This is a genomic window from Pseudomonas sp. ICMP 8385 (genome assembly GCF_002699915.1).
Taxonomy (GTDB): Bacteria; Pseudomonadota; Gammaproteobacteria; order Pseudomonadales; family Pseudomonadaceae; genus Aquipseudomonas; species Aquipseudomonas gessardii.
In genome coordinates this window covers 85,773-106,224 of the sequence record NZ_LKBY01000102.1, presented here as the reverse complement: position 1 = coordinate 106,224, position 20,452 = coordinate 85,773, and the positions used below count along the sequence as shown (strand labels likewise).

The window sequence follows — 20,452 nt, the reverse complement described above, 5'->3', positions numbered from 1 at the left end:
CTGATAGGAGGAAATGCGCCCCGACTCGCGCTAAACTGCGCGGGTTTTTAGCCCCCCCCATTCTCCGGAGCCGTCCATGTCCCGCGTTACCCTGAGTCGCTATTTGATTGAGCAGACCCGCAGCAACAACACCCCTGCCGATCTGCGCTTCCTGATCGAAGTGGTGGCGCGTGCTTGCAAGGAAATCAGCCACGCCGTGTCCAAGGGCGCGCTGGGCGGTGTCCTGGGCAGCATGGGCACTGAAAACGTGCAAGGCGAAGTGCAGAAGAAACTCGACGTGATTTCCAACGAAATCCTGCTCGAAGCCAACGAATGGGGCGGTCACCTGGCCGGCATGGCGTCCGAAGAAATGGACAATGCCTACCAGATCCCGGGCAAATACCCTAAAGGCGCGTACCTGCTGGTATTCGACCCGCTGGACGGCTCGTCGAACATCGACATCAACGCGCCAGTCGGCACCATCTTCTCGGTGCTGCGTTGCCCTAACGAATACCTGAGCCAGAACGAAGCGCTGAACGAAAAGGCCTTCCTGCAGCCAGGCACCGAACAGGTTGCTGCCGGCTATGCGATCTACGGCCCGCAGACCATGCTGGTGCTGACCCTGGGTGATGGCGTCAAGGGCTTTACCCTGGACCGCGAAATGGGCAGCTTTGTGCTGACCCACGAAGACATCTCCATTCCTGCCTCCACCCAGGAATTTGCGATCAACATGTCCAACCAGCGCCACTGGGAAGAACCGGTCAAGCGCTACGTCAACGAGCTGATGGAAGGCGAAGAAGGCCCGCTGAAGAAAAACTTCAACATGCGCTGGGTGGCCGCGATGGTTGCCGACGTGCACCGCATCCTGACCCGTGGTGGCCTGTTCATGTACCCACGCGACAGCCGCGAGCCGTCCAAGCCGGGCAAACTGCGCCTGATGTACGAAGCCAACCCGATGTCGTTCCTGGTTGAGCAGGCGGGCGGTGCGTCGACTGACGGCCACCAGCGCATCCTCGACATCCAGCCTGAAGGCCTGCACCAGCGTGTGGCGGTGTTCCTGGGGTCCAAGGAAGAAGTGGCGCGTGTGACGGGTTACCACAAGGCGTAAGGTCTTTCGGTAAAAAAGACGCCCCGAAGTGTTCTCAGCGCTTTGGGGCGTTTTTGTTCATGCATTGCTCCGTTGGCTGATCTTGGTCGAGCTCCCCGAACACCTGTTCCATATCTTGAAAATTTCCTGCTTCGATCTCTCGGTTTCCCTGCGCCAAAATTGCCAGTAGCGCTGCGGTTTGTAGAGATTCTTCATTGGTTTTTCGACTGTCGCTCATTTGTTTTTCCCCTTCAGGTCGTAGACGCGGTGTAGCAGTTGTCTAGCTTAAGCGAAGCCGTCGTAAACTATGCGACACGGTGTACCTGGAACACCATTGTCGCTGGATTGCGAGTGCTGCGCATTTTAACGCAGAGCTGCTATGAAATTTTTGGGATGACGAGCCAGGCGGTATCTACGCAATACTTGCGTTTGAAGTCGTGTAAATACACGCTGGGCAGAAAAAAGAAATACCACCCCCCTCCGGGAACCAGACCCCCCTTTTCCCTTCTAAGCTTCTGGCAGACCCCCACTGCTGTGTGTCCCTCCAGGAGCTCTACCATGTCGTTACGCCGTCTCGCCCTCTTGTGCTTTTGCGTGCTGTTGGCCGCTTGCAGCAAGGTCACCCAGGAAAACTACCAGAAGCTCTCGGCTGGCATGGCCAAGGCCGAGGTGGAGTCGCTGTTGGGCAAGCCCACTGATTGTTCCGGCGCGCTGGGCATGTCCAGTTGCACCTGGGGCGATAAAAACAGCTTTATCAGCGTGCAGTACGCCGGTGACAAAGTTCTGATGTTTTCCGGGCAAGGCCTGAAGTAAACCGGGGCGCAAGCCTGCGGGAGAAGAAGAATGATGCGTTTTGTTTTGTACCTTTGCGCCAGCCTGTTTTTGGCAGGCTGCGCCAGCCATTCTGGCGATGATCTGCAACCCAAGACTGTTGGCAGCGTCAACCTCAAGCGTTACCAGGGCACCTGGTACGAGCTGGCCCGTCTGCCCATGTACTTCCAGCGCAACTGCGCGCAATCCGAGGCCCGTTATTCCCTGCTGCCCGATGGCGACATGTCAGTGTTCAACCGCTGCCTGACCACCGAGTGGAAGTGGGAAGAAGCCAAGGGCACGGCTACGCCGCAGGTCCCGGGCAAGACCGACAAGCTGTGGGTCGAATTCAATAACTGGTTCACCGCCCTGCTGCCGGGCGTGACCAAGGGCGATTACTGGGTGTTGTATGTCAGCGATGACTACAAGACCGCCATCGTCGGCAGCCCGAGCCGGCGCTATATGTGGCTGTTGTCACGCACGCCGACTGTCAGTGCCGACACCCGCGAAGACCTGCTGAGCAGGGCGCGCCAGCAGGGTTACGACACCACACGGTTGATCTGGCGTACGTCGGATAAACAGATGGCCAAGACCTCGCAGTAACCCGAAACAAGGTCGAGTAAAGAAGGGCGGGCTTGCCATAAAGCCCGCTCTTTTTTTGGTTTTTTGCAAAGCCAGAAGGGCACCACGCTACCCAATGTGGGAGCTGGCTTGCCTGCGATGGCGGCGGGCCAGTCGATGACGATTTCGACTGACACACGGCTATCGCGGGCAAGCCCGCTCCCACATGGGTTATGGGTTGTTCTTAAGACAACAAGTCTCTCAGGACTTGCGCGAAGGCCCGGCTGCTCTCTTCCTCGCCCGCATGATGCCCATCGCGCACTACCCACTGGCCATTGACCAGCACATCCCGCACCTGCCGATCCCCGCCGGCAAACAGCCAGCGATTAAGAATGCCATCCTCATGGGCCGTGGCCAGGTATGGATCATTGCCATCGAGCACCAGCCAGTCCGCACGCTTGCCCACTTCCAGGCGGCCAATGGTTTGCCCCAGCGCCTGGGCGCCGCCGTCCAGCGCCGCGTCATACAGGGTGCGGCCGACCATCGGTTGATCGCTGCGGTACAGCCGGTTGCGCCGCTGGTCGCGCAGGCGCTGGCCGTATTCCAGCCAGCGCAGTTCTTCGACCACGCTCAAGGACACATGGCTGTCCGAACCAATGCCCATGCGCCCGCCTTGGGCCAGGAAGTCCACTGCCGGGAAAATCCCGTCGCCCAGGTTGGCCTCAGTGGTCAGGCACAGCCCGGCGATCGCCCGGCTGTTGGCCATCAATGTCACTTCGTCGGGGTTGGCGTGGGTGGCATGCACCAGGCACCAGCGCTGGTCGACGTGCACGTTGTCATACAGCCATTGCAGCGGGCGCTTGCCGCTCCAGGCCAGGCAATCGTCGACTTCCTTTTGCTGCTCGGCGATATGGATATGCACCGGGCAGGCCTTATCGCTGGCGGCCAGCACTGTGCTGATCTGTTGCGGCGTTACCGCGCGCAATGAGTGGAAGCACAGGCCCAGTTGCTGCGCCGGTTGTGCCGCCAGGATCGGTTGCAAGCGTGCCTGCAGGTCCAGGTAGTTATCGGTGCTGTTGATAAAACGGCGCTGGCCGTCGTTCGGCGCCTGGCCGCCAAAGCCCGAGTGGCTGTACAGCACCGGCAGCAAGGTCAGGCCGATCCCGCTGCTGGCCGCCGCCAGGCTGATCTGGCGCGACAGTTCGGTGGGGTCGCTGTAAGGCTGGCCGCTGATATCGTGGTGTACATAGTGGAACTCGGCGACCGAGGTGTAGCCGGCCTTGAGCATCTCGATATACAGCTGGCGGGCGATGACCTGCAGTTGCTCGGGGCTGATCTGGCCGACCATGCGGTACATCAGGTCGCGCCAGGTCCAGAAACTGTCATTGGGGTTGCCGGCGACCTCCGCCAGCCCCGCCATGGCCCGTTGAAACGCATGGGAATGCAGGTTCGGCATGCCCGGCAACAACGGGCCTCTCAGCCGTTCGGCGCCGTCTGCGCTGGCATTGGCCGCAACGTTGGTCAGCAGGCCATCAGCGCTGACTTCAAGGCGTACATCAGTGGCCCATCCATTAGGCAGCAGTGCGCGTTCGGCAAAGAAAGCGGACATGATCAAGGCACCCCGGTCGTGTGTTTATTTGTATATACATATACAGACGTTTGCCTGCTCGGTAAACTCCGGCAATCTATGCATCTTTTCCCCCTGCAAGGATTCCCCGTGCCGACTCCGCCCGCCAAGTCCCCGCTGGCTGCCCACATGGACGAAAGTCCGGCGCCCTTGTATGCCCGCGTCAAGCAGATGATCAGCCAGCAGATTCTCAACGGCAACTGGCCGCCGCACTATCGCGTGCCGTCGGAAAGCGAGTTGGTCAACCAACTGGGCTTTAGCCGCATGACCATCAACCGGGCCCTGCGCGAACTGACCGCCGAAGGGCTGCTGGTGCGCATGCAAGGTGTTGGCACCTTCGTCGCCGAGCCCAAGAGCCAGTCGGCGCTGTTCGAGGTGCATAACATCGCCGACGAGATCGCCTCCCGTGGCCATCGCCACACCTGCCAGGTGATTACCCTGGGCGAAGAAGCCGCGGGTTCCGAGCGCGCCGTGGCCCTGGAAATGCGTGAAGGCGGGCGGGTATTCCACTCGCTGATCGTGCACTACGAAAACGATATTCCGGTGCAAATCGAGGACCGTTTCGTCAACGCCCTGGTCGCCCCCGAATACCTGCAACAGGATTTCACCCAGCAAACCCCCTATGCCTATCTCAACCAGGTGGCGCCGCTGACCGAGGGCGAACATGTGGTGGAAGCGATCCTGGCCGACCCGCAGGAATGCAAGCTCTTGCAGATCGAGGCCGGCGAGCCGTGCCTGCTGATTCGCCGGCGCACCTGGTCCGGGCGCCAGCCGGTGACCGCCGCACGCCTGATCCACCCCGGTTCCCGGCATAGCCTTGAAGGACGTTTCAGCAAATGAGTGCAGTCAAGGTCTGGCGCGCTGCCGATTACGTACGCATGCCGTGGAAGAACGGCGGCGGCAGCACCGAAGAAATCACCCGCGATGCCGGCCAGGGCCTGGACGGTTTTGGCTGGCGCCTGTCGATTGCCGATATCGGCGAGTCGGGCGGCTTTTCCACGTTTGCCGGGTACCAGCGGGTGATTACCGTGATCCAGGGCGCGGGCATGGTGTTGACCGTGGATGGCGAGGAACAGCGTGGGTTGTTACCGCTGCAGCCCTTTGCCTTCAGCGGCGAAAGCCAGGTGACATGCCGCCTGATCACCGGGCCGATTCGCGACTTCAACCTGATCTATTCGCCCCAGCGTTACCATGCGCGCTTGCAGTGGGTGGATGGGGTGCAGCAGTTTTTCAGCACCGCGCACACCGTGCTGGTGTTCAGCGTGGCCGATGAGGTGAAGGTGCTGGGCGAAGTGCTGGGGCAGCATGATTGTTTGCAGGTGGACGGTAACGTCGGGTTGCTGGATATCAGCGTGACTGGCCGCTGCTGCCTGATCGAACTGACCCCGCGCGATTAAACCTGTGGGAGCTGGCTTGCCTGCGATTGCGGTGTGTCAGACAAATGGCTATCGCAGGCAAGCCAGCTCCCACATGGGTTATGCATAGGCTGCACAATCTGTTTCCAGTCCCGCACCAAGTTGTTACCGAATGCCCCAGCAGGGCGCAATGTCCTGCCTTTGTAGCGACTCCTCGGATTTTTAAACCATCGCTGTAGGAAATTTCACCAAGCCTGGAAGCCTTGATTTCAGAGGCTTACGCGTCCATGAAAAAAAATCTTAGCCACCCATTCATCAAGTTGGCCGCTTGATTGCATATGCTTGTATGTACAAGTAAAGGTGTGTGCATAAGAGTCGCTAAACATCCTCTTCGCACCATCGTGTTCGCGCATCGATTGCTGAGGAGTTTTTTGTGACTGACTTTTCCCAGAACAAGCCTACCAAGTACCGCGACGTTGAAATCCGCGCCGCCCGTGGCAACACGCTCACCGCCAAAAGCTGGCTGACTGAAGCGCCGCTGCGCATGCTGATGAACAACCTCGACCCGCAAGTGGCCGAGAACCCCAAGGAGCTGGTGGTGTACGGCGGTATCGGCCGGGCGGCGCGTAACTGGGAGTGCTACGACCAGATCGTCGACAGCCTGACCCACCTGAACGACGACGAAACCCTGCTGGTGCAATCCGGCAAGCCGGTCGGTGTGTTCAAGACCCACAGCAATGCCCCGCGCGTGCTGATCGCCAACTCCAACCTGGTGCCGCACTGGGCCAGTTGGGAGCACTTCAACGAACTGGATGCCAAGGGCCTGGCCATGTACGGCCAGATGACCGCCGGCAGCTGGATCTATATCGGCAGCCAGGGCATCGTCCAGGGCACCTACGAAACCTTCGTCGAGGCCGGTCGCCAGCATTACGATTCCAACCTCAAGGGCCGTTGGGTGCTCACCGCCGGCCTCGGTGGCATGGGTGGCGCACAACCGTTGGCCGCGACCCTGGCCGGTGCGTGCTCGCTGAACATTGAATGCCAGCAGGTCAGCATCGACTTCCGCTTGAACAGCCGTTATGTCGACGAACAAGCCACCGACCTCGACGACGCCCTGGCGCGCATCGCCAAGTACACGAAGGAAGGCAAGGCCATCTCCATCGCGCTGCTGGGCAACGCGGCCGAAATCCTCCCGGAGCTGGTCAAGCGCGGCGTACGCCCGGACATGGTCACCGACCAGACCAGCGCCCACGACCCGCTCAATGGCTACCTGCCCGCCGGCTGGACCTGGGAGCAATACCGCGCCCGCGCCAAGACCGAGCCCGCCGCCGTGATCAAGGCCGCCAAGCAATCGATGGCCGTGCACGTGCAGGCGATGCTGGCCTTCCAGAAAATGGGGGTTCCGACCTTCGACTACGGCAACAACATCCGGCAGATGGCGCAGGAAGAAGGCGTGGAAAATGCCTTCGACTTCCCGGGCTTTGTCCCGGCTTACATCCGCCCACTGTTTTGCCGTGGCATCGGCCCGTTCCGTTGGGCGGCCCTCTCGGGTGACCCGCAAGACATCTACAAGACCGACGCCAAGGTCAAGGAGCTGATCCCCGACGACGCCCACCTGCACAACTGGCTGGACATGGCCCGCGAGCGCATCAGCTTCCAGGGCCTGCCGGCGCGCATCTGCTGGGTCGGCCTGGGCCAGCGCGCCAAGCTCGGCCTGGCGTTCAACGAAATGGTACGCAGTGGTGAGCTGTCGGCGCCGGTGGTGATCGGCCGTGACCATCTGGACTCCGGCTCGGTGGCCAGCCCCAACCGCGAAACCGAATCCATGCAGGACGGTTCCGATGCCGTGTCCGACTGGCCGTTGCTCAACGCCTTGCTCAACACCGCCAGCGGCGCGACCTGGGTTTCGCTGCACCACGGCGGTGGGGTGGGCATGGGCTTCTCCCAGCACTCGGGGATGGTGATTGTCTGCGACGGCACCGACGAAGCCGCCGAGCGGATTGCCCGCGTGCTGCACAACGACCCGGCCACCGGGGTGATGCGTCACGCCGATGCGGGCTATCAGATCGCCATTGATTGCGCCAAGGAGCAGGGCCTGAACCTGCCAATGATCAAGTAACGCCTGGCTCGGTTCCTGTGGGAGCTGGCTTGCCTGCGATGCGGGCGACTGGGTCTGTCAGGCAGATCACAGTGATGCAATCGCAGGCAAGCCAGCTCCCACATTTGACTTGCTGTGTATTTGAAACATGTTTGATCCGCACCACCGAAAACAATCCATTAGAGGTTGAACACCCATGGCTGCAAAAGACGCACGTGCAAGCGCCACCCCGTTGATCGAAAGGCGTTCGATCGACTACATCCCGGAAGCGGAAAGACACGGTCGTCTCTTGAGTCAGTTCACCCTGTGGATGGGCGCCAACCTGCAAATCACCGCGATTGTCACCGGGGCTCTGGCCGTAGTGCTGGGCGGTGATGTGTTCTGGTCGTTGATCGGTCTGTTGATCGGTCAACTGCTGGGCGGTGGGGTAATGGCGTTGCATGCGGCGCAAGGGCCCAGGCTGGGCCTGCCGCAGATGATTTCCAGCCGGGTGCAGTTCGGTGTGTATGGCGCGGCCATCCCGATTGTGCTGGTGTGTTTGATGTACCTGGGTTTCACCGCCACCGGCACCGTGCTGTCCGGCCAGGCGCTGGGCCAGTTGTTTGGGGTCAGCGACAGCGTTGGCATCCTGATCTTTGCCAGTGTCATCGTGCTGGTCACGGTGCTCGGGTATCGGGTGATCCATTTCATCGGGCGTGTCGCCAGCGTCATTGGGGTGGTTGCCTTTGTCTACCTGTTCAGCCGCCTGATGAGCCAGACCGATGTGGGGGCGCTCCTGCAAATCCGTCATTTCAGCTGGAGCAGCTTCTTGCTCGCGGTGTCGCTTGCGGCCTCCTGGCAGATCGCCTTCGGGCCTTACGTGGCGGACTACTCCCGCTATCTGCCGCGCCACACGTCTTCGCTGAAAACCTTTCTGGCCGCAGGCGCAGGTTCGGTCATTGGCGCACAGGTGGCGATGATCCTCGGCGTGTTTGCCGCCGCCATGTCCAACGGGCAGTTTGCCGGTAACGAAGTGGCCTACATCGTGGGCCTGGGCGGCACGGGGGCTACGGCGGCATTGCTGTACTTCAGCATCGCGTTCGGCAAGGTCACCATTTCCACGCTGAACTCTTACGGCAGCTTCATGTGCATTGCCACCATCATCAGCGGCTTTCGTGGACGCATGGAGGTCACGCGTTTGCAGCGCCTGGTCTTCGTGCTGCTGATCGTCGGCGCGGCGACCCTGATTGCGTTGCTTGGCCAGCACTCGTTCCTCAGTGCGTTCAAGTCCTTCATCCTGTTTTTGCTGGCGTTCTTTACGCCCTGGAGCGCGATCAACCTGGTGGACTACTACTGCATCACCCGCGATCGCTATGACGTGCCGGCGCTGGCCGATCCGAACGGTCGCTATGGCCGCTGGAACCCGCTGGGTATCAGCGTCTATGTGTTCGGGGTGCTGGTGCAATTGCCGTTCATCGCCACCAAGTTCTACACGGGGCCCCTGGTGGCCAGCCTGGGGGGTGTGGATATTTCCTGGATCATCGGCCTGGTACTGCCCGCTGCCCTGTATTACGTGTGTGCGAAAAAATGGCACGGCGCAATACCGGAACGACTGATCCTGCCGGTAGAGCAGGGCGCTACACCCAGCGCCAAAAACAACGGGCTGATTGCACAGGCCTGATGGGACGTGGACAAGGCAGGATGCCTTTTGACTGCCGTAATCCATTTCATGATTGGGAGCGTCACATAATGAGAATGTATAAGACCCTGCTGACCCCATTGCTCGCCGCCGGCCTGCTGGCCAGCGCTGGCGCCACCCAGGCGGCCGGCTGGTGCGAGTCGGGCAAACCGGTGAAATTCGCCGGCCTGAACTGGGAAAGCGGCATGTTGCTGACCGACGTGCTGCAAGTAGTGCTGGAAAAAGGCTACGACTGCAAAACCGATAGCCTGCCGGGCAACTCCATCACCATGGAAAACGCCCTGAGCAGCAACGATATCCAGATCTTCGCCGAAGAGTGGATTGGCCGCAGTGAAGTGTGGAAAAAGGCCGAGAAGGCCGGCAAGGTCGTGGGTGTCGGCGCCCCCGTGGTCGGCGCTGTGGAAGGCTGGTACGTGCCGCGCTATGTGATCGAAGGTGACGCCAAGCGCAAGCTCGAAGCCAAGGCCCCGGACCTGAAAAACATCGCCGACCTGGCCAAGTATTCTGCGGTATTCAAAGACCAGGAAGAACCTGCCAAAGGCCGCTTCTACAACTGCCCGGCCGGCTGGACCTGCGAGCTGGACAACAGCGAAATGCTCAAGAGCTATGGCCTGGAAAGCTCCTACACCAACTTTCGCCCAGGCACCGGCCCGGCGCTGGATGCAGCGGTGCTGTCGAGCTACAAGCGTGGCGAACCGATCCTGTTCTACTACTGGTCGCCGACACCGCTGATGGGCCAGGTGGACCTGGTCAAGCTCGACGAAAAACCCGGTGTGGATAAAAACGTGACCATCAAGGTCGGCTTGTCCAAGACGTTCCACGAGCAGGCCCCGGAACTGGTGGCGGTGCTGGAGAAGGTCAACCTGCCGATCGACCTGCTCAACCAGAACCTGGCGCGCATGAGTAAAGAGCGCATCGATTCGGCGAAACTGGCGAAGATTTTCCTCAAGGAACACCCGGAAGTCTGGCACGCCTGGGTCAGTGAAGACGCGGCCAAGAAAATCGACGCGGCCTTGTAGGCACAGGGCTCCCGGCTACCCTGAACAGGCAGCCGGCCACCCGGCCACACTCCATTGGATCGAGAGCACGCTATGTTTCCTGAGAGTTTTACGTTTTCCATCGCCGACTGGGTCAACGGTTGGGTCGATGGGCTGGTGACCAACTACGGTGATGTGTTCCGGCAGATTTCCGACACCTTGCTGTGGGCCATCGTCAACCTGGAAGGCCTGCTGCGCGCGGCGCCCTGGTGGCTGATGCTGGCGATTGTCGGCGGCGTTGCCTGGCACGCCACCCGCAAGGTACTGACCACGGCGGTGATCGTCGGCCTGTTGTTCCTGGTGGGTGCAGTCGGCCTGTGGGACAAATTGATACAGACCCTGGCGCTGATGATGGTGGCCACGGTGATCTCGGTGCTGATCGGCATTCCCCTGGGCATCCTCTCGGCGCGCAGCAATCGCCTGCGCTCGGTGCTGATGCCGCTGCTGGACATCATGCAGACCATGCCCAGCTTCGTGTACCTGATCCCGGTGCTGATGCTGTTTGGCCTGGGCAAGGTGCCGGCGATTTTCGCCACGGTGATCTACGCCGCGCCGCCATTGATTCGCCTGACCGACCTGGGCATTCGCCAGGTGGATCGGGAAGTGATGGAAGCCATCAATGCCTTCGGCGCCAACCGCTGGCAGCAACTGTTTGGCGTGCAACTGCCGCTGGCCCTGCCGAGCATCATGGCCGGGATCAACCAGACCACCATGATGGCCCTGTCGATGGTGGTGATCGCCTCGATGATCGGCGCCCGTGGCCTGGGTGAAGATGTACTGGTGGGCATCCAGACCCTTAACGTCGGGCGCGGCCTGGAGGCCGGCCTGGCGATTGTGATTCTCGCAGTGGTCATCGACCGCATTACCCAGGCCTATGGTCGTCCACGGCATGAGGCGAGCAAATGACTACTATCAGCAAGATCGAAGTGAAAAACGTGTTCAAGATTTTCGGCGCCCGTGACAAGGAAGCCCTGGCGCTGATTGGCCAGGGCCAGACCAAGGACCAGGTGCTGGCGCAGACCGGTTGCGTGGTGGGCGTAAATGACTTGTCCCTGAGCATCGGCACCGGCGAGATCTTTGTGATCATGGGCCTGTCGGGTTCCGGCAAGTCCACCCTGGTGCGCCACTTCAACCGCCTGATCGACCCCACCAGTGGCGCGATCCTGGTGGACGGCGAAGACATCCTGCAACTGGACATGGACGCCCTGCGCCAGTTCCGCCGGCACAAGATCAGCATGGTGTTCCAGAGCTTCGGCCTGCTGCCCCACAAGAGTGTGCTGGACAATGTGGCCTATGGCTTGAAAGTACGCGGTGAAACCAAGCAAGTGTGCACCGAGCGTGCCTTGCACTGGATCGCAACCGTGGGTTTGAAGGGCTACGAAAGCAAATACCCGCACCAGTTGTCGGGCGGCATGCGCCAACGGGTGGGCCTGGCCCGGGCCCTGGCGGCTGACACCGACATCATCCTGATGGACGAAGCGTTCAGTGCCCTCGACCCGCTGATCCGCGCCGAGATGCAGGACCAGTTGCTGGAACTGCAAAAGACCCTGCACAAGACCATCGTGTTTATCACCCACGACCTGGATGAGGCCGTGCGCATCGGCAACCGCATCGCCATCCTCAAGGACGGCCAGCTGATCCAGGTCGGCACGCCGCGGGAGATCCTGCATTCGCCGGCGGATGAGTATGTGGACCGGTTTGTTCAGCGGCGGGCGGCGGTGGTCTGAACCGAGCCTTGTGGTGAATTGGCGGGCCTCATCNGACCAGTTGCTGGAACTGCAAAAGACCCTGCACAAGACCATCGTGTTTATCACCCACGACCTGGATGAGGCCGGCAAGGCCGCAAAAAATTCCAGAAGGTATGAAGATGTCCCAGGCAAAAAAAATCATCATCGCCGACACCCCCCTGCACTGGCAGGACGTGGTCGCTGTCGCTCGCTTCGGCGCCGAGCTTGCGTTGTCGGGCCAGGCCTGGGCGCGCATCGACAATGCCCAGGCCATCGTGCAGCGCATTGTCACTAGCGGCGAGCGCGCCTATGGCGTCAACACCGGCCTGGGTGCCTTGTGCAATGTGTCGCTCAAGGGCGAGCAACTGAGCCAACTGTCGCGCAATACCCTGCTCAGCCACGCCTGTGGTGTGGGTGCGCTGCTGAGCGATGAACAGACCCGCGCCATCATCTGCGCGGCCATCCTCAACTACAGCCAGGGCAAGTCCGGCCTGCATCCGCAGGTGGTGCATTCACTGCTGGCGCTGCTCAACCATGGCATCACCCCGCAAGTACCGTCCCAGGGTTCGGTGGGCTACCTGACCCATATGGCCCATATCGGCATTGCCTTGCTGGGTGTGGGAAATGTCAGCTATCGCGGCCAGATTGTTACGGCCCAGGCGGCGTTGGCCGCCGAAGGCCTGCAGCCGGTGGTGCTCGGCGCCAAGGACGGCCTGTGCCTGGTCAACGGCACGCCGTGCATGAGCGGCCTGAGCTGTCTGGCCCTGGCCGATGCCCACCATTTGCTGCAATGGGCCGATGTGATCGGCGCCATGAGCTTTGAAGCACAGCGCGGGCAGATCGATGCGTTCGACGAGCAGATCATTGCCCTCAAGCCACACCCGGGCATGCAGCAGGTCGGCAACAACCTGCGGGCCTTGCTCGAGGGCAGCGAGGTGATTGCCGCCAGCCGGGGCATTCGTACCCAGGACGCGCTGAGCATCCGTTCGATCCCCCAGGTCCACGGCGCTGCCCGCGATCAACTGGAGCACGCCACCCGGCAGATCGAAACCGAACTCAACGGCGCCACCGACAACCCGTTGCTGCTCGGCACGCCAGACAACTACCGCGTGGTGTCCCAGGCCAACCCCCACGGCCAGTCCGTGGCGCTGGCGGCGGATATGCTGGCCATCGCCATGGCCGAGATCGGCGCCATCGCCGAGCGCCGCCTGGACCGCCTGATCAACCCCCACGTCAGCGGCCTGCCGGCCTTCCTGGTGAGCAACCCCGGCGTCAACTCGGGGATGATGATCGTGCAGTACGTCGCCGCTTCCCTCTGTGGGCAGAATCGTCAACTGGCGCAGCCGGCGGTGCTCGACAATTTCGTCACCTCGGGCCTGCAGGAAGACCACCTGAGCATGGGCACCAACGCCGCGCTCAAGCTGCACGCGGTGTTGGCAAATGTCACCCAGATCCTCGCCATCGAATACCTGCTGGCGGCCCAGGCCTTTGAGTTCCTCAAGGAACAAGGCTTCGGCACCGGCACCCACGCGGCCTGGCGCCTGCTGCGCGAGCACGTCCCGGCTTATGAACAGGACCGCTGGCTGGCGCCGGATATTGCGACCACGGCGGCCCTGCTCAAGAACACCGATTTGCTGAACCACACTTTACCAAATGTGCACTGAACCCTATTTCAAAAGGAGCATGAATGTGACTGCGCTAAATCTGATTCCAGGCCAACTGAGCCTTGCCCAACTGCGGGCCATCTACCAGCAGCCGGTAACCCTCAGCCTGGATGACAGCGCCTCGGCGCAGATCGAAGCCAGTGTGGCCTGTGTCGAGCAGATTCTCGCCGAGAACCGCACCGCCTATGGCATCAACACCGGTTTCGGCCTGCTGGCCTCGACCCGTATCGCCAGCGAAGACCTGGAAAACCTCCAGCGCTCCCTGGTGTTGTCCCACGCGGCGGGCGTCGGCGAGCCGATCAGCGATGCACTGGTGCGTTTGGTGATGGTGCTCAAGGTCAACAGCCTGAGCCGGGGTTTCTCCGGGATTCGCCGCCAGGTGATCGACGCGCTGATCGCCTTGATCAACGCCGAGGTCTACCCGCATATCCCGCTCAAGGGCTCGGTGGGCGCGTCCGGTGACTTGGCGCCGTTGGCCCATATGTCCCTGGTGCTGCTGGGCGAAGGCAAGGCCCGTTACAAAGGTGAGTGGCTGGAGGCGACCGAAGCGCTGAAAGTCGCCGGCCTCACGCCCCTGACCCTGGCTGCCAAGGAAGGCCTGGCGCTGCTCAACGGCACCCAGGTCTCCACCGCCTACGCCCTGCGTGGTCTGTTTGAAGGCGAAGACCTGTTCGCCGCCGCTATCGCCTGTGGCGGCCTGACTGTGGAAGCGGTACTGGGTTCGCGTTCACCGTTCGACCCGCGCATCCATGCAGCCCGTGGCCAACGTGGGCAGATTGATTCGGCGGCCGCGTATCGCGACCTGCTCGGCGACAGCAGCCAGGTGTCCCAGTCCCACCAGAACTGCGACAAGGTGCAAGACCCGTACTCCCTGCGTTGCCAGCCGCAAGTCATGGGCGCCTGCCTGACCCAGTTCCGCCAGGCGGCCGACGTGTTGGTGGTTGAAGCCAACGCAGTCTCGGATAACCCGCTGGTATTCGCCGCTGAAGGCGATGTGATCTCCGGCGGTAACTTCCACGCCGAACCGGTGGCGATGGCCGCCGACAACATGGCCCTGGCCATCGCCGAAATCGGCTCCCTGAGCGAGCGCCGTATTTCGTTGATGATGGACAAGCACATGTCGCAACTGCCGCCGTTCCTGGTGGGCAATGGCGGGGTCAACTCCGGTTTCATGATCGCCCAGGTGACCGCTGCGGCGTTGGCCAGCGAGAACAAGGCGTTGTCCCATCCCCATAGTGTCGACAGCCTGCCCACCTCCGCCAACCAGGAAGACCACGTGTCGATGGCGCCGGCTGCTGGCAAGCGCCTGTGGGAAATGGCTGAAAACACCCGGGGGATTCTCGCGGTGGAATGGCTGGCCGCCTGCCAGGGCCTGGACCTGCGCGATGGCCTGAAAACCTCGCCGAAGCTGGAAAAGGCCCGTGGCATCCTGCGCGCCAAAGTGGGGTTCTATGACAAGGACCGCTTCTTCGCCCCGGACATCAACGCCGCCAGCGAGCTGCTGGCCAGTCGCTGCCTGAATGAGTTGGTGCCGGCCAAGCTGCTGCCAAGTCTCTAAGCAGCACCCCGGTCCCGTGTGGGAGCTGTCTCGCCAAGGCTCGACAGCTCCCACAGGTGATCGCCCATAGGTTCGGATTCTCTCTGGATAACAATAATTAGGGACGAGAAATGCACCAGCAAGCACAAGGTCTCAAACGCGGGCTGACCGCCCGTCATATTCGCTTCATGGCACTGGGGTCGGCGATCGGCACCGGGCTGTTCTACGGCTCCGCCTCGGCTATCCAAATGGCCGGCCCGGCGGTGTTGCTGGCCTACCTGATCGGCGGCGCCGCGGTGTTCATGGTGATGCGCGCCCTCGGCGAAATGGCCGTGCACAATCCGGTGTCCGGCTCGTTTGGCCAGTACGCCAGCACCTACCTGGGGCCGATGGCCGGTTTTATCCTCGGCTGGACCTACGCCTTTGAAATGATCATCGTCTGCCTGGCGGACGTCACCGCCTTCGGCATCTATATGGGCTTCTGGTTTCCCGAAGTCGCCCGCTGGGTCTGGGTGCTCGGCATTGTCCTGCTGATCGGCGGGCTGAACCTGTGCAACGTCAAAGTGTTTGGCGAAATGGAGTTCTGGCTGTCACTGCTCAAGGTCGGCGCGATTGTCGCAATGATCCTCGGCGGGTTCGGCATCATGCTGTTCGGCGTGCATTCGGCGGGCGACGCCCCGGCCAGCGGCTTGAGCAACCTGTGGGCCCATGGCGGCTTTATGCCCAATGGTGTGGGCGGCTTGATCGCCTCGTTTGCGGTGGTGATGTTTGCCTTTGGCGGCATCGAAATCATCGGCATCACCGCCGGCGAAGCCAAGGACCCGCAGCGGGTAATCCCCAAGGCGATCAACGCGGTGCCGCTGCGCATCCTGCTGTTCTACGTGCTGACCCTGTTTGTGCTGATGGCCATCTACCCATGGCCGCAGATCGGCAGCCAGGGCAGCCCATTCGTGCAGATCTTCAGCAACCTGGGGATTGGCTCGGCGGCGACCATCCTCAATATCGTGGTGATCTCGGCGGCGGTCTCGGCCATCAACAGTGACATCTTCGGCGCCGGCCGCATGATGTACGGCCTGGCCCAGCAAGGGCAGGCGCCCAAGGGCTTTGCGCAACTGTCGCGCCACGGTGTGCCATGGATGACCGTGGTGGTGATGGGCGCGGCGCTGCTGGGCGGTGTGGTGTTGAACTACCTGATCCCGGAAAACGTGTTCCTGGTGATTGCCTCGATTGCCACGTTCGCCACCGTGTGGGTGTGGTTGATGATCCTGGTCACGCAGGTGGCAATGCGCCGCTCGATGAGCAAGGAACAGATCGCTGAACTGAAATTCCCGGTGCCGTTCTGGCCCTATGCGCCGGCGGCGGCCATTGTGTTCATGCTGTTTATTTTTGGCGTACTGGGCTACTTCCCGGACACCCAGGCCGCGCTGCTGGTGGGCGCCGCGTGGATTGTGCTGCTGGTCGTGGCCTACCTGCTGTGGGTCAAGCCTGCGGCCGGGCAAGCGGCCAAGGTCGATTACGACCCGGCTTTGTCTCACCGATAACTTAGGGAGGCGTTGATGAAAACGCTTTGGCAACACTGCCACATCGCAACCATGGCCCGGGGCGAGTACTCGATCATCGAGGATGGCGCCATGGTCACGGCCGGTACGCTGATCGAGTGGATCGGCCCCCGCGCCGAGCTGCCGCCTGGCGACTACGCGCAGACCCATGACTTGCAAGGGGCCTGGGTCACGCCGGGGCTGATCGACTGCCATACCCACGCGGTATTTGGCGGCAACCGCAGCGGCGAATTCGAGCAGCGCCTGCAGGGCGTGAGCTACGCCGAGATCGCCGCAGCCGGTGGCGGCATCGCCAGCACCGTACGCGCCACCCGTGCGGCGAGCGAGGACGAGCTGTTCGACAGCAGCCGCCAGCGCCTGCGCAGTTTGCTGCGCGATGGCGTGACCACGGTGGAGATCAAGTCCGGCTACGGCCTGGACCTGGCTAATGAGCGCAAGATGCTGCGGGTGGCCCGGCGCCTGGGCCAGGAACTGCCGGTCAGCGTGCGCGCTACATGCCTGGCAGCCCATGCCTTACCGCCGGAATACAAGGATCGCGCCGACGACTATATCGAACACATCTGCAACGAGATGCTGCCAGCCCTGGCCGCAGAAGGGTTGGTGGATGCGGTGGATGCGTTCTGCGAATACCTGGCGTTTTCCACCGAGCAGGTCGAGCGTATGTTTAAAGTCGCCCAGCGTTTGGGCTTGCCGGTAAAACTGCATGCCGAGCAACTGTCGTCGCTGCACGGCTCGAGCCTGGCGGCGCGGTATCAGGCGCTGTCGGCGGATCACCTGGAGTTCATGACCGAAGAAGACGCCATCGCCATGGCCGCAGCCGGCACCGTCGCTGTGTTGCTGCCGGGGGCGTTCTACTTTTTGCGCGAAACCCAGTTGCCGCCGATGGATGCCTTGCGCAAGCACGGGGTGCAGATCGCCATCGCCAGCGACCTCAACCCCGGCACATCCCCAGCCTTGTCACTGCGCCTGATGCTGAACATGGCCTGCACCCTGTTCCGCATGACCCCGGAAGAAGCCCTGGCCGGTGCCACCCGGCATGCCGCCACGGCCCTGGGCATGGGCGACACCCACGGCTCGCTGGAAGTGGGCAAGGTTGCGGACTTTGTTGCCTGGCAGATCGATCGCCCCGCCGACCTGGCCTACTGGCTGGGTGGCGAGTTGGATAAACGCGTCGTGCGCCATGGCGTCGACGTCACTGTGTAAGGAGTACCGTTGTGGACAAGGTTCTGAACTTCAAGCAAGGCAGCACGCCGCTGCTGATCAGCATGCCCCATGCCGGCCTGCGCCTGACGCCTGCGGTTGCAGCGGGCCTGATCCCCGAGGCGCAAAGCCTGCCGGATACCGACTGGCATATCCCCACGCTGTACGACTTTGCCCAGGAACTGGGGGCCAGTACCCTGGCGGCCGAGTATTCGCGGTTTGTGATCGACCTGAACCGGCCAGCTGACGATAAGCCGCTGTATGTCGGTGCGACCACCGGCCTGTTTCCAGCGACGCTGTTTGATGGGGTGCCGTTGTTTATCGAAGGCAAGGAGCCGTCGAAAGAGGAGCGGGCGAGCTATCTGGAGCAGATCTGGACGCCCTATCACCAGACCCTGCAAAACGAACTGGCGCGGCTCAAGGCCGAGTTCGGCTATGCGCTGCTGTTCGACGCCCACTCGATCCGCTCGGTGATCCCGCACCTGTTCGATGGCAAGCTGCCGGACTTTAACCTCGGCACTTTCAACGGCGCCGCCTGCGATCCTGGGTTGGCCAGCCAGTTGGAGGCCATTTGCGCGGCGCACCCGCAGTACAGCCATGTGCTGAACGGGCGCTTCAAGGGCGGGCACATCACCCGGCACTACGGCAACCCGGCGCAGGATATTCATGCGGTGCAGCTGGAGTTGGGGCAGTGCACATATATGGAAGAGTTTGAACCGTTCAGGTATCGGCAGGATCTGGCCGAGCCGACGCGGGTGGTGTTGAGGCAGTTGTTGGAAGGGTTCTTGGCGTGGGGCCAGAAGCACTACACCTGAGTCAACGAAGCTCAAACTGTGGGAGCGGGCTTGCCCGCGATAGCGGTGCTTCAGTCGCCGAATATATTGACTGACACACCGCTATCGTGAGCAGGCCGGCTCCCACACTGGGTTGCGTGAACCTTCCTGGCGGATCGCTGACACAGGTCTAAGACCTCAAGGACATGCTCATTGCACAATTCGGGTTTATGATGCCAGACGGCAAAATAATAGACGTCCCCCCGGGGATGGAACCGACCCCTTACGGAGCGCGCAATGCAGACTTTGTTCCCGCAGATCAAACCCTACGCCCGGCACGATCTGGCCGTCGATGAAACCCACACGCTGTATGTCGACGAAAGTGGTTCCCCGCAAGGTTTGCCCGTGGTCTTCATCCATGGCGGCCCCGGCGCCGGATGTGATGCCAACAGTCGCTGCTATTTCGATCCGAACCTGTACCGCATTGTCACCTTTGACCAGCGCGGCTGCGGGCGTTCCACCCCGCGGGCCAGCCTGGAAAACAACACCACCTGGGACCTGGTGGCCGACCTTGAGCGGATCCGCGAGCACCTGGGTATCGACAAATGGGTGCTGTTCGGCGGTTCCTGGGGTTCGACCCTGGCCCTGGCCTATGCGCAAACCCACCCCGACCGTGTACATGGCCTGATCGTGCGCGGGATCTTCCTGGCCCGCCCCCAGGATATCCAGTGGTTCTACCAGGCCGGCGCCAGCCGCCTGTTCCCCGACTACTGGCAGGATTACATCGCGCCGATCCCCCAGGATGAGCGCCACGACATGATCAGCGCCTACCACAAGCGCCTGACCGGCAACGACCAGATAGCCCAGATGCATGCCGCCAAGGCCTGGTCCACCTGGGAAGGGCGCATGCTCGGCCTGTGCCCCAGCCCGCAGTTGATCGAGCGCTTCTCCGAGCCACAACGCGCCTTGTCGATTGCGCGCATCGAGTGCCACTACTTCACCAACAACTCGTTCCTGGAGCCCAACCAACTGATTCGCGACATGCACAAGATCGCCCATCTGCCTGGCATCATCGTGCATGGCCGCTACGATATGATCTGCCCCCTGGACAATGCCTGGGAGCTGCACCAGGCCTGGCCGAACAGTGAGCTGCAGGTGATCCGCGAGGCGGGCCACGCGGCTTCCGAGCCGGGCATCACCGATGCGCTGGTGCGGGCGGCGGGCCAGATGGCACGACGCCTGCTTGATTTGCCGCCTGAAGAAGCATGAAGGGCCTTTTACAACGGGTGCGTGGCGCCCGGGTCGAGGTGGCGGGGCATGTGGTGGGCGCGATAGACCAGGGTTTGCTGGTACTGGTGGCCGTCGAGCCTTCAGATACAGCGGCCAGTGCCGACAAGTTGTTGCATAAGCTGCTTAACTATCGGGTGTTCAGTGACGACGAGGGCAAGATGAACCTGTCGCTGAAGGACATTGGCGGTGGTTTGCTGCTGGTGTCCCAGTTCACCCTGGCGGCCGATACCAAGAGTGGCCTGCGCCCCAGCTTCTCCACAGCGGCGCCTCCGGCGTTGGGCGAGGCGCTTTTCGAGCACTTGTTGTCAAAAGCGCAACAATTGCATGGCACGGTGGCATCGGGGCGTTTTGGCGCGGATATGCAGGTGCATCTGGTCAACGATGGGCCGGTCACCTTCCTTTTACAGACCTGATTGTATGAAAAACGACTTTTAATGCGCAAAAACGCAAGTTTTCGCTACAAATACTTT

General features: G+C 61.7%; 19 protein-coding genes and 1 pseudogene. 18 read left to right on the top strand and 2 right to left on the bottom strand.

The genetic code is table 11. The annotated features are described in order from the left end of the window. Positions 1-76: 76 nt before the first annotated feature. On the top strand, positions 77-1,087 hold the full coding sequence (locus tag AO268_RS16120; protein ID WP_057437154.1) for a class 1 fructose-bisphosphatase: 1,011 nt from the start codon (positions 77-79) through the stop codon (positions 1,085-1,087). Positions 1,088-1,121: 34 nt separating this feature from the next. Here the strand turns inward: AO268_RS16120 and AO268_RS16115 are convergent, their stop codons facing one another. Next, the gene (locus tag AO268_RS16115; RefSeq protein WP_076961678.1) at positions 1,122-1,304 is read right to left on the bottom strand and encodes a hypothetical protein; all 183 of its coding nucleotides are present in this window, start codon (positions 1,302-1,304) and stop codon (positions 1,122-1,124) included. 320 nt (positions 1,305-1,624) lie between these two features. Between AO268_RS16115 and AO268_RS16105 the strand changes: the two genes are divergently transcribed. Together AO268_RS16105 and AO268_RS16100 are read left to right on the top strand one after the other, a co-directional pair. After that, complete coding sequence (locus AO268_RS16105) at positions 1,625-1,879, top strand: lipoprotein (protein WP_038445326.1); 255 nt, start codon at positions 1,625-1,627, stop codon at positions 1,877-1,879. A 30-nt stretch (positions 1,880-1,909) separates the two neighbouring features. Then, a complete protein-coding gene (locus AO268_RS16100) occupies positions 1,910-2,479 on the top strand; it encodes a lipocalin family protein (protein WP_076961679.1) in 570 nt (189 codons plus the stop codon). A gap of 202 nt (positions 2,480-2,681) precedes the next feature. On the opposite strand, the gene AO268_RS16095 is transcribed toward AO268_RS16100, so the two are convergent. Further along, on the bottom strand, positions 2,682-4,046 hold the full coding sequence (locus AO268_RS16095) for a formimidoylglutamate deiminase (protein WP_076961680.1): 1,365 nt from the start codon (positions 4,044-4,046) through the stop codon (positions 2,682-2,684). A 147-nt stretch (positions 4,047-4,193) separates the two neighbouring features. Here AO268_RS16095 and hutC point away from each other — a divergent pair, with 147 nt between their 5' ends. From hutC to dtd, 15 genes and pseudogenes are all read left to right on the top strand, one after another. Then, positions 4,194-4,904, top strand: a complete 711-nt coding sequence (gene hutC, locus AO268_RS16090) for a histidine utilization repressor (protein WP_236309029.1) — start codon at positions 4,194-4,196, stop codon at positions 4,902-4,904. Beyond that, complete coding sequence (locus AO268_RS16085) at positions 4,901-5,461, top strand: HutD/Ves family protein (RefSeq protein ID WP_076961682.1); 561 nt, start codon at positions 4,901-4,903, stop codon at positions 5,459-5,461. Before hutC ends, AO268_RS16085 begins: the two co-directional genes overlap by 4 nt. A gap of 391 nt (positions 5,462-5,852) precedes the next feature. Further along, positions 5,853-7,538, top strand: a complete 1,686-nt coding sequence (gene hutU, locus AO268_RS16080; protein ID WP_099169235.1) for a urocanate hydratase — start codon at positions 5,853-5,855, stop codon at positions 7,536-7,538. A gap of 175 nt (positions 7,539-7,713) precedes the next feature. After that, positions 7,714-9,177: a purine-cytosine permease family protein gene (locus AO268_RS16070; protein ID WP_099169233.1), complete on the top strand. Its 1,464-nt coding sequence runs from the start codon at positions 7,714-7,716 to the stop codon at positions 9,175-9,177. Between the two features lie 68 nt (positions 9,178-9,245). After that, the gene (locus tag AO268_RS16065; RefSeq protein WP_099169232.1) at positions 9,246-10,214 is read left to right on the top strand and encodes an ABC transporter substrate-binding protein; all 969 of its coding nucleotides are present in this window, start codon (positions 9,246-9,248) and stop codon (positions 10,212-10,214) included. A 72-nt stretch (positions 10,215-10,286) separates the two neighbouring features. Further along, positions 10,287-11,138 (top strand): ABC transporter permease, encoded by an 852-nt coding sequence (locus AO268_RS16060; RefSeq protein WP_099169231.1) that lies wholly within the window; start codon positions 10,287-10,289, stop codon positions 11,136-11,138. After that, complete coding sequence (locus AO268_RS16055; protein ID WP_099169230.1) at positions 11,135-11,959, top strand: quaternary amine ABC transporter ATP-binding protein; 825 nt, start codon at positions 11,135-11,137, stop codon at positions 11,957-11,959. Before AO268_RS16060 ends, AO268_RS16055 begins: the two co-directional genes overlap by 4 nt. Before the next feature lie 34 nt (positions 11,960-11,993). Further along, a pseudogene (locus tag AO268_RS33790) lies at positions 11,994-12,065 on the top strand (hypothetical protein); the annotation flags it as partial. Positions 12,066-12,099: 34 nt separating this feature from the next. Next, the gene (locus AO268_RS16050) at positions 12,100-13,623 is read left to right on the top strand and encodes an HAL/PAL/TAL family ammonia-lyase (protein WP_076961785.1); all 1,524 of its coding nucleotides are present in this window, start codon (positions 12,100-12,102) and stop codon (positions 13,621-13,623) included. A gap of 19 nt (positions 13,624-13,642) precedes the next feature. Then, positions 13,643-15,181, top strand: coding sequence for a histidine ammonia-lyase (gene hutH, locus AO268_RS16045; RefSeq protein ID WP_090412821.1), 1,539 nt, complete (start codon positions 13,643-13,645; stop codon positions 15,179-15,181). A gap of 110 nt (positions 15,182-15,291) precedes the next feature. After that, on the top strand, positions 15,292-16,701 hold the full coding sequence (locus AO268_RS16040) for an amino acid permease (RefSeq protein ID WP_076961688.1): 1,410 nt from the start codon (positions 15,292-15,294) through the stop codon (positions 16,699-16,701). Between the two features lie 15 nt (positions 16,702-16,716). Further along, a complete protein-coding gene (gene hutI / locus AO268_RS16035) occupies positions 16,717-17,922 on the top strand; it encodes an imidazolonepropionase (RefSeq protein WP_099169229.1) in 1,206 nt (401 codons plus the stop codon). 11 nt (positions 17,923-17,933) lie between these two features. Beyond that, the gene (gene hutG / locus AO268_RS16030; protein ID WP_099169228.1) at positions 17,934-18,734 is read left to right on the top strand and encodes an N-formylglutamate deformylase; all 801 of its coding nucleotides are present in this window, start codon (positions 17,934-17,936) and stop codon (positions 18,732-18,734) included. A gap of 255 nt (positions 18,735-18,989) precedes the next feature. Next, entirely contained in the window at positions 18,990-19,961 is a 972-nt protein-coding gene (gene pip / locus AO268_RS16025; protein WP_076961691.1) for a prolyl aminopeptidase, read from the top strand. Next, on the top strand, positions 19,958-20,395 hold the full coding sequence (gene dtd, locus AO268_RS16020) for a D-aminoacyl-tRNA deacylase (RefSeq protein ID WP_076961692.1): 438 nt from the start codon (positions 19,958-19,960) through the stop codon (positions 20,393-20,395). The genes pip and dtd overlap by 4 nt, the downstream gene beginning before the upstream one ends. The last annotated feature ends 57 nt before the right edge of the window (positions 20,396-20,452 follow it).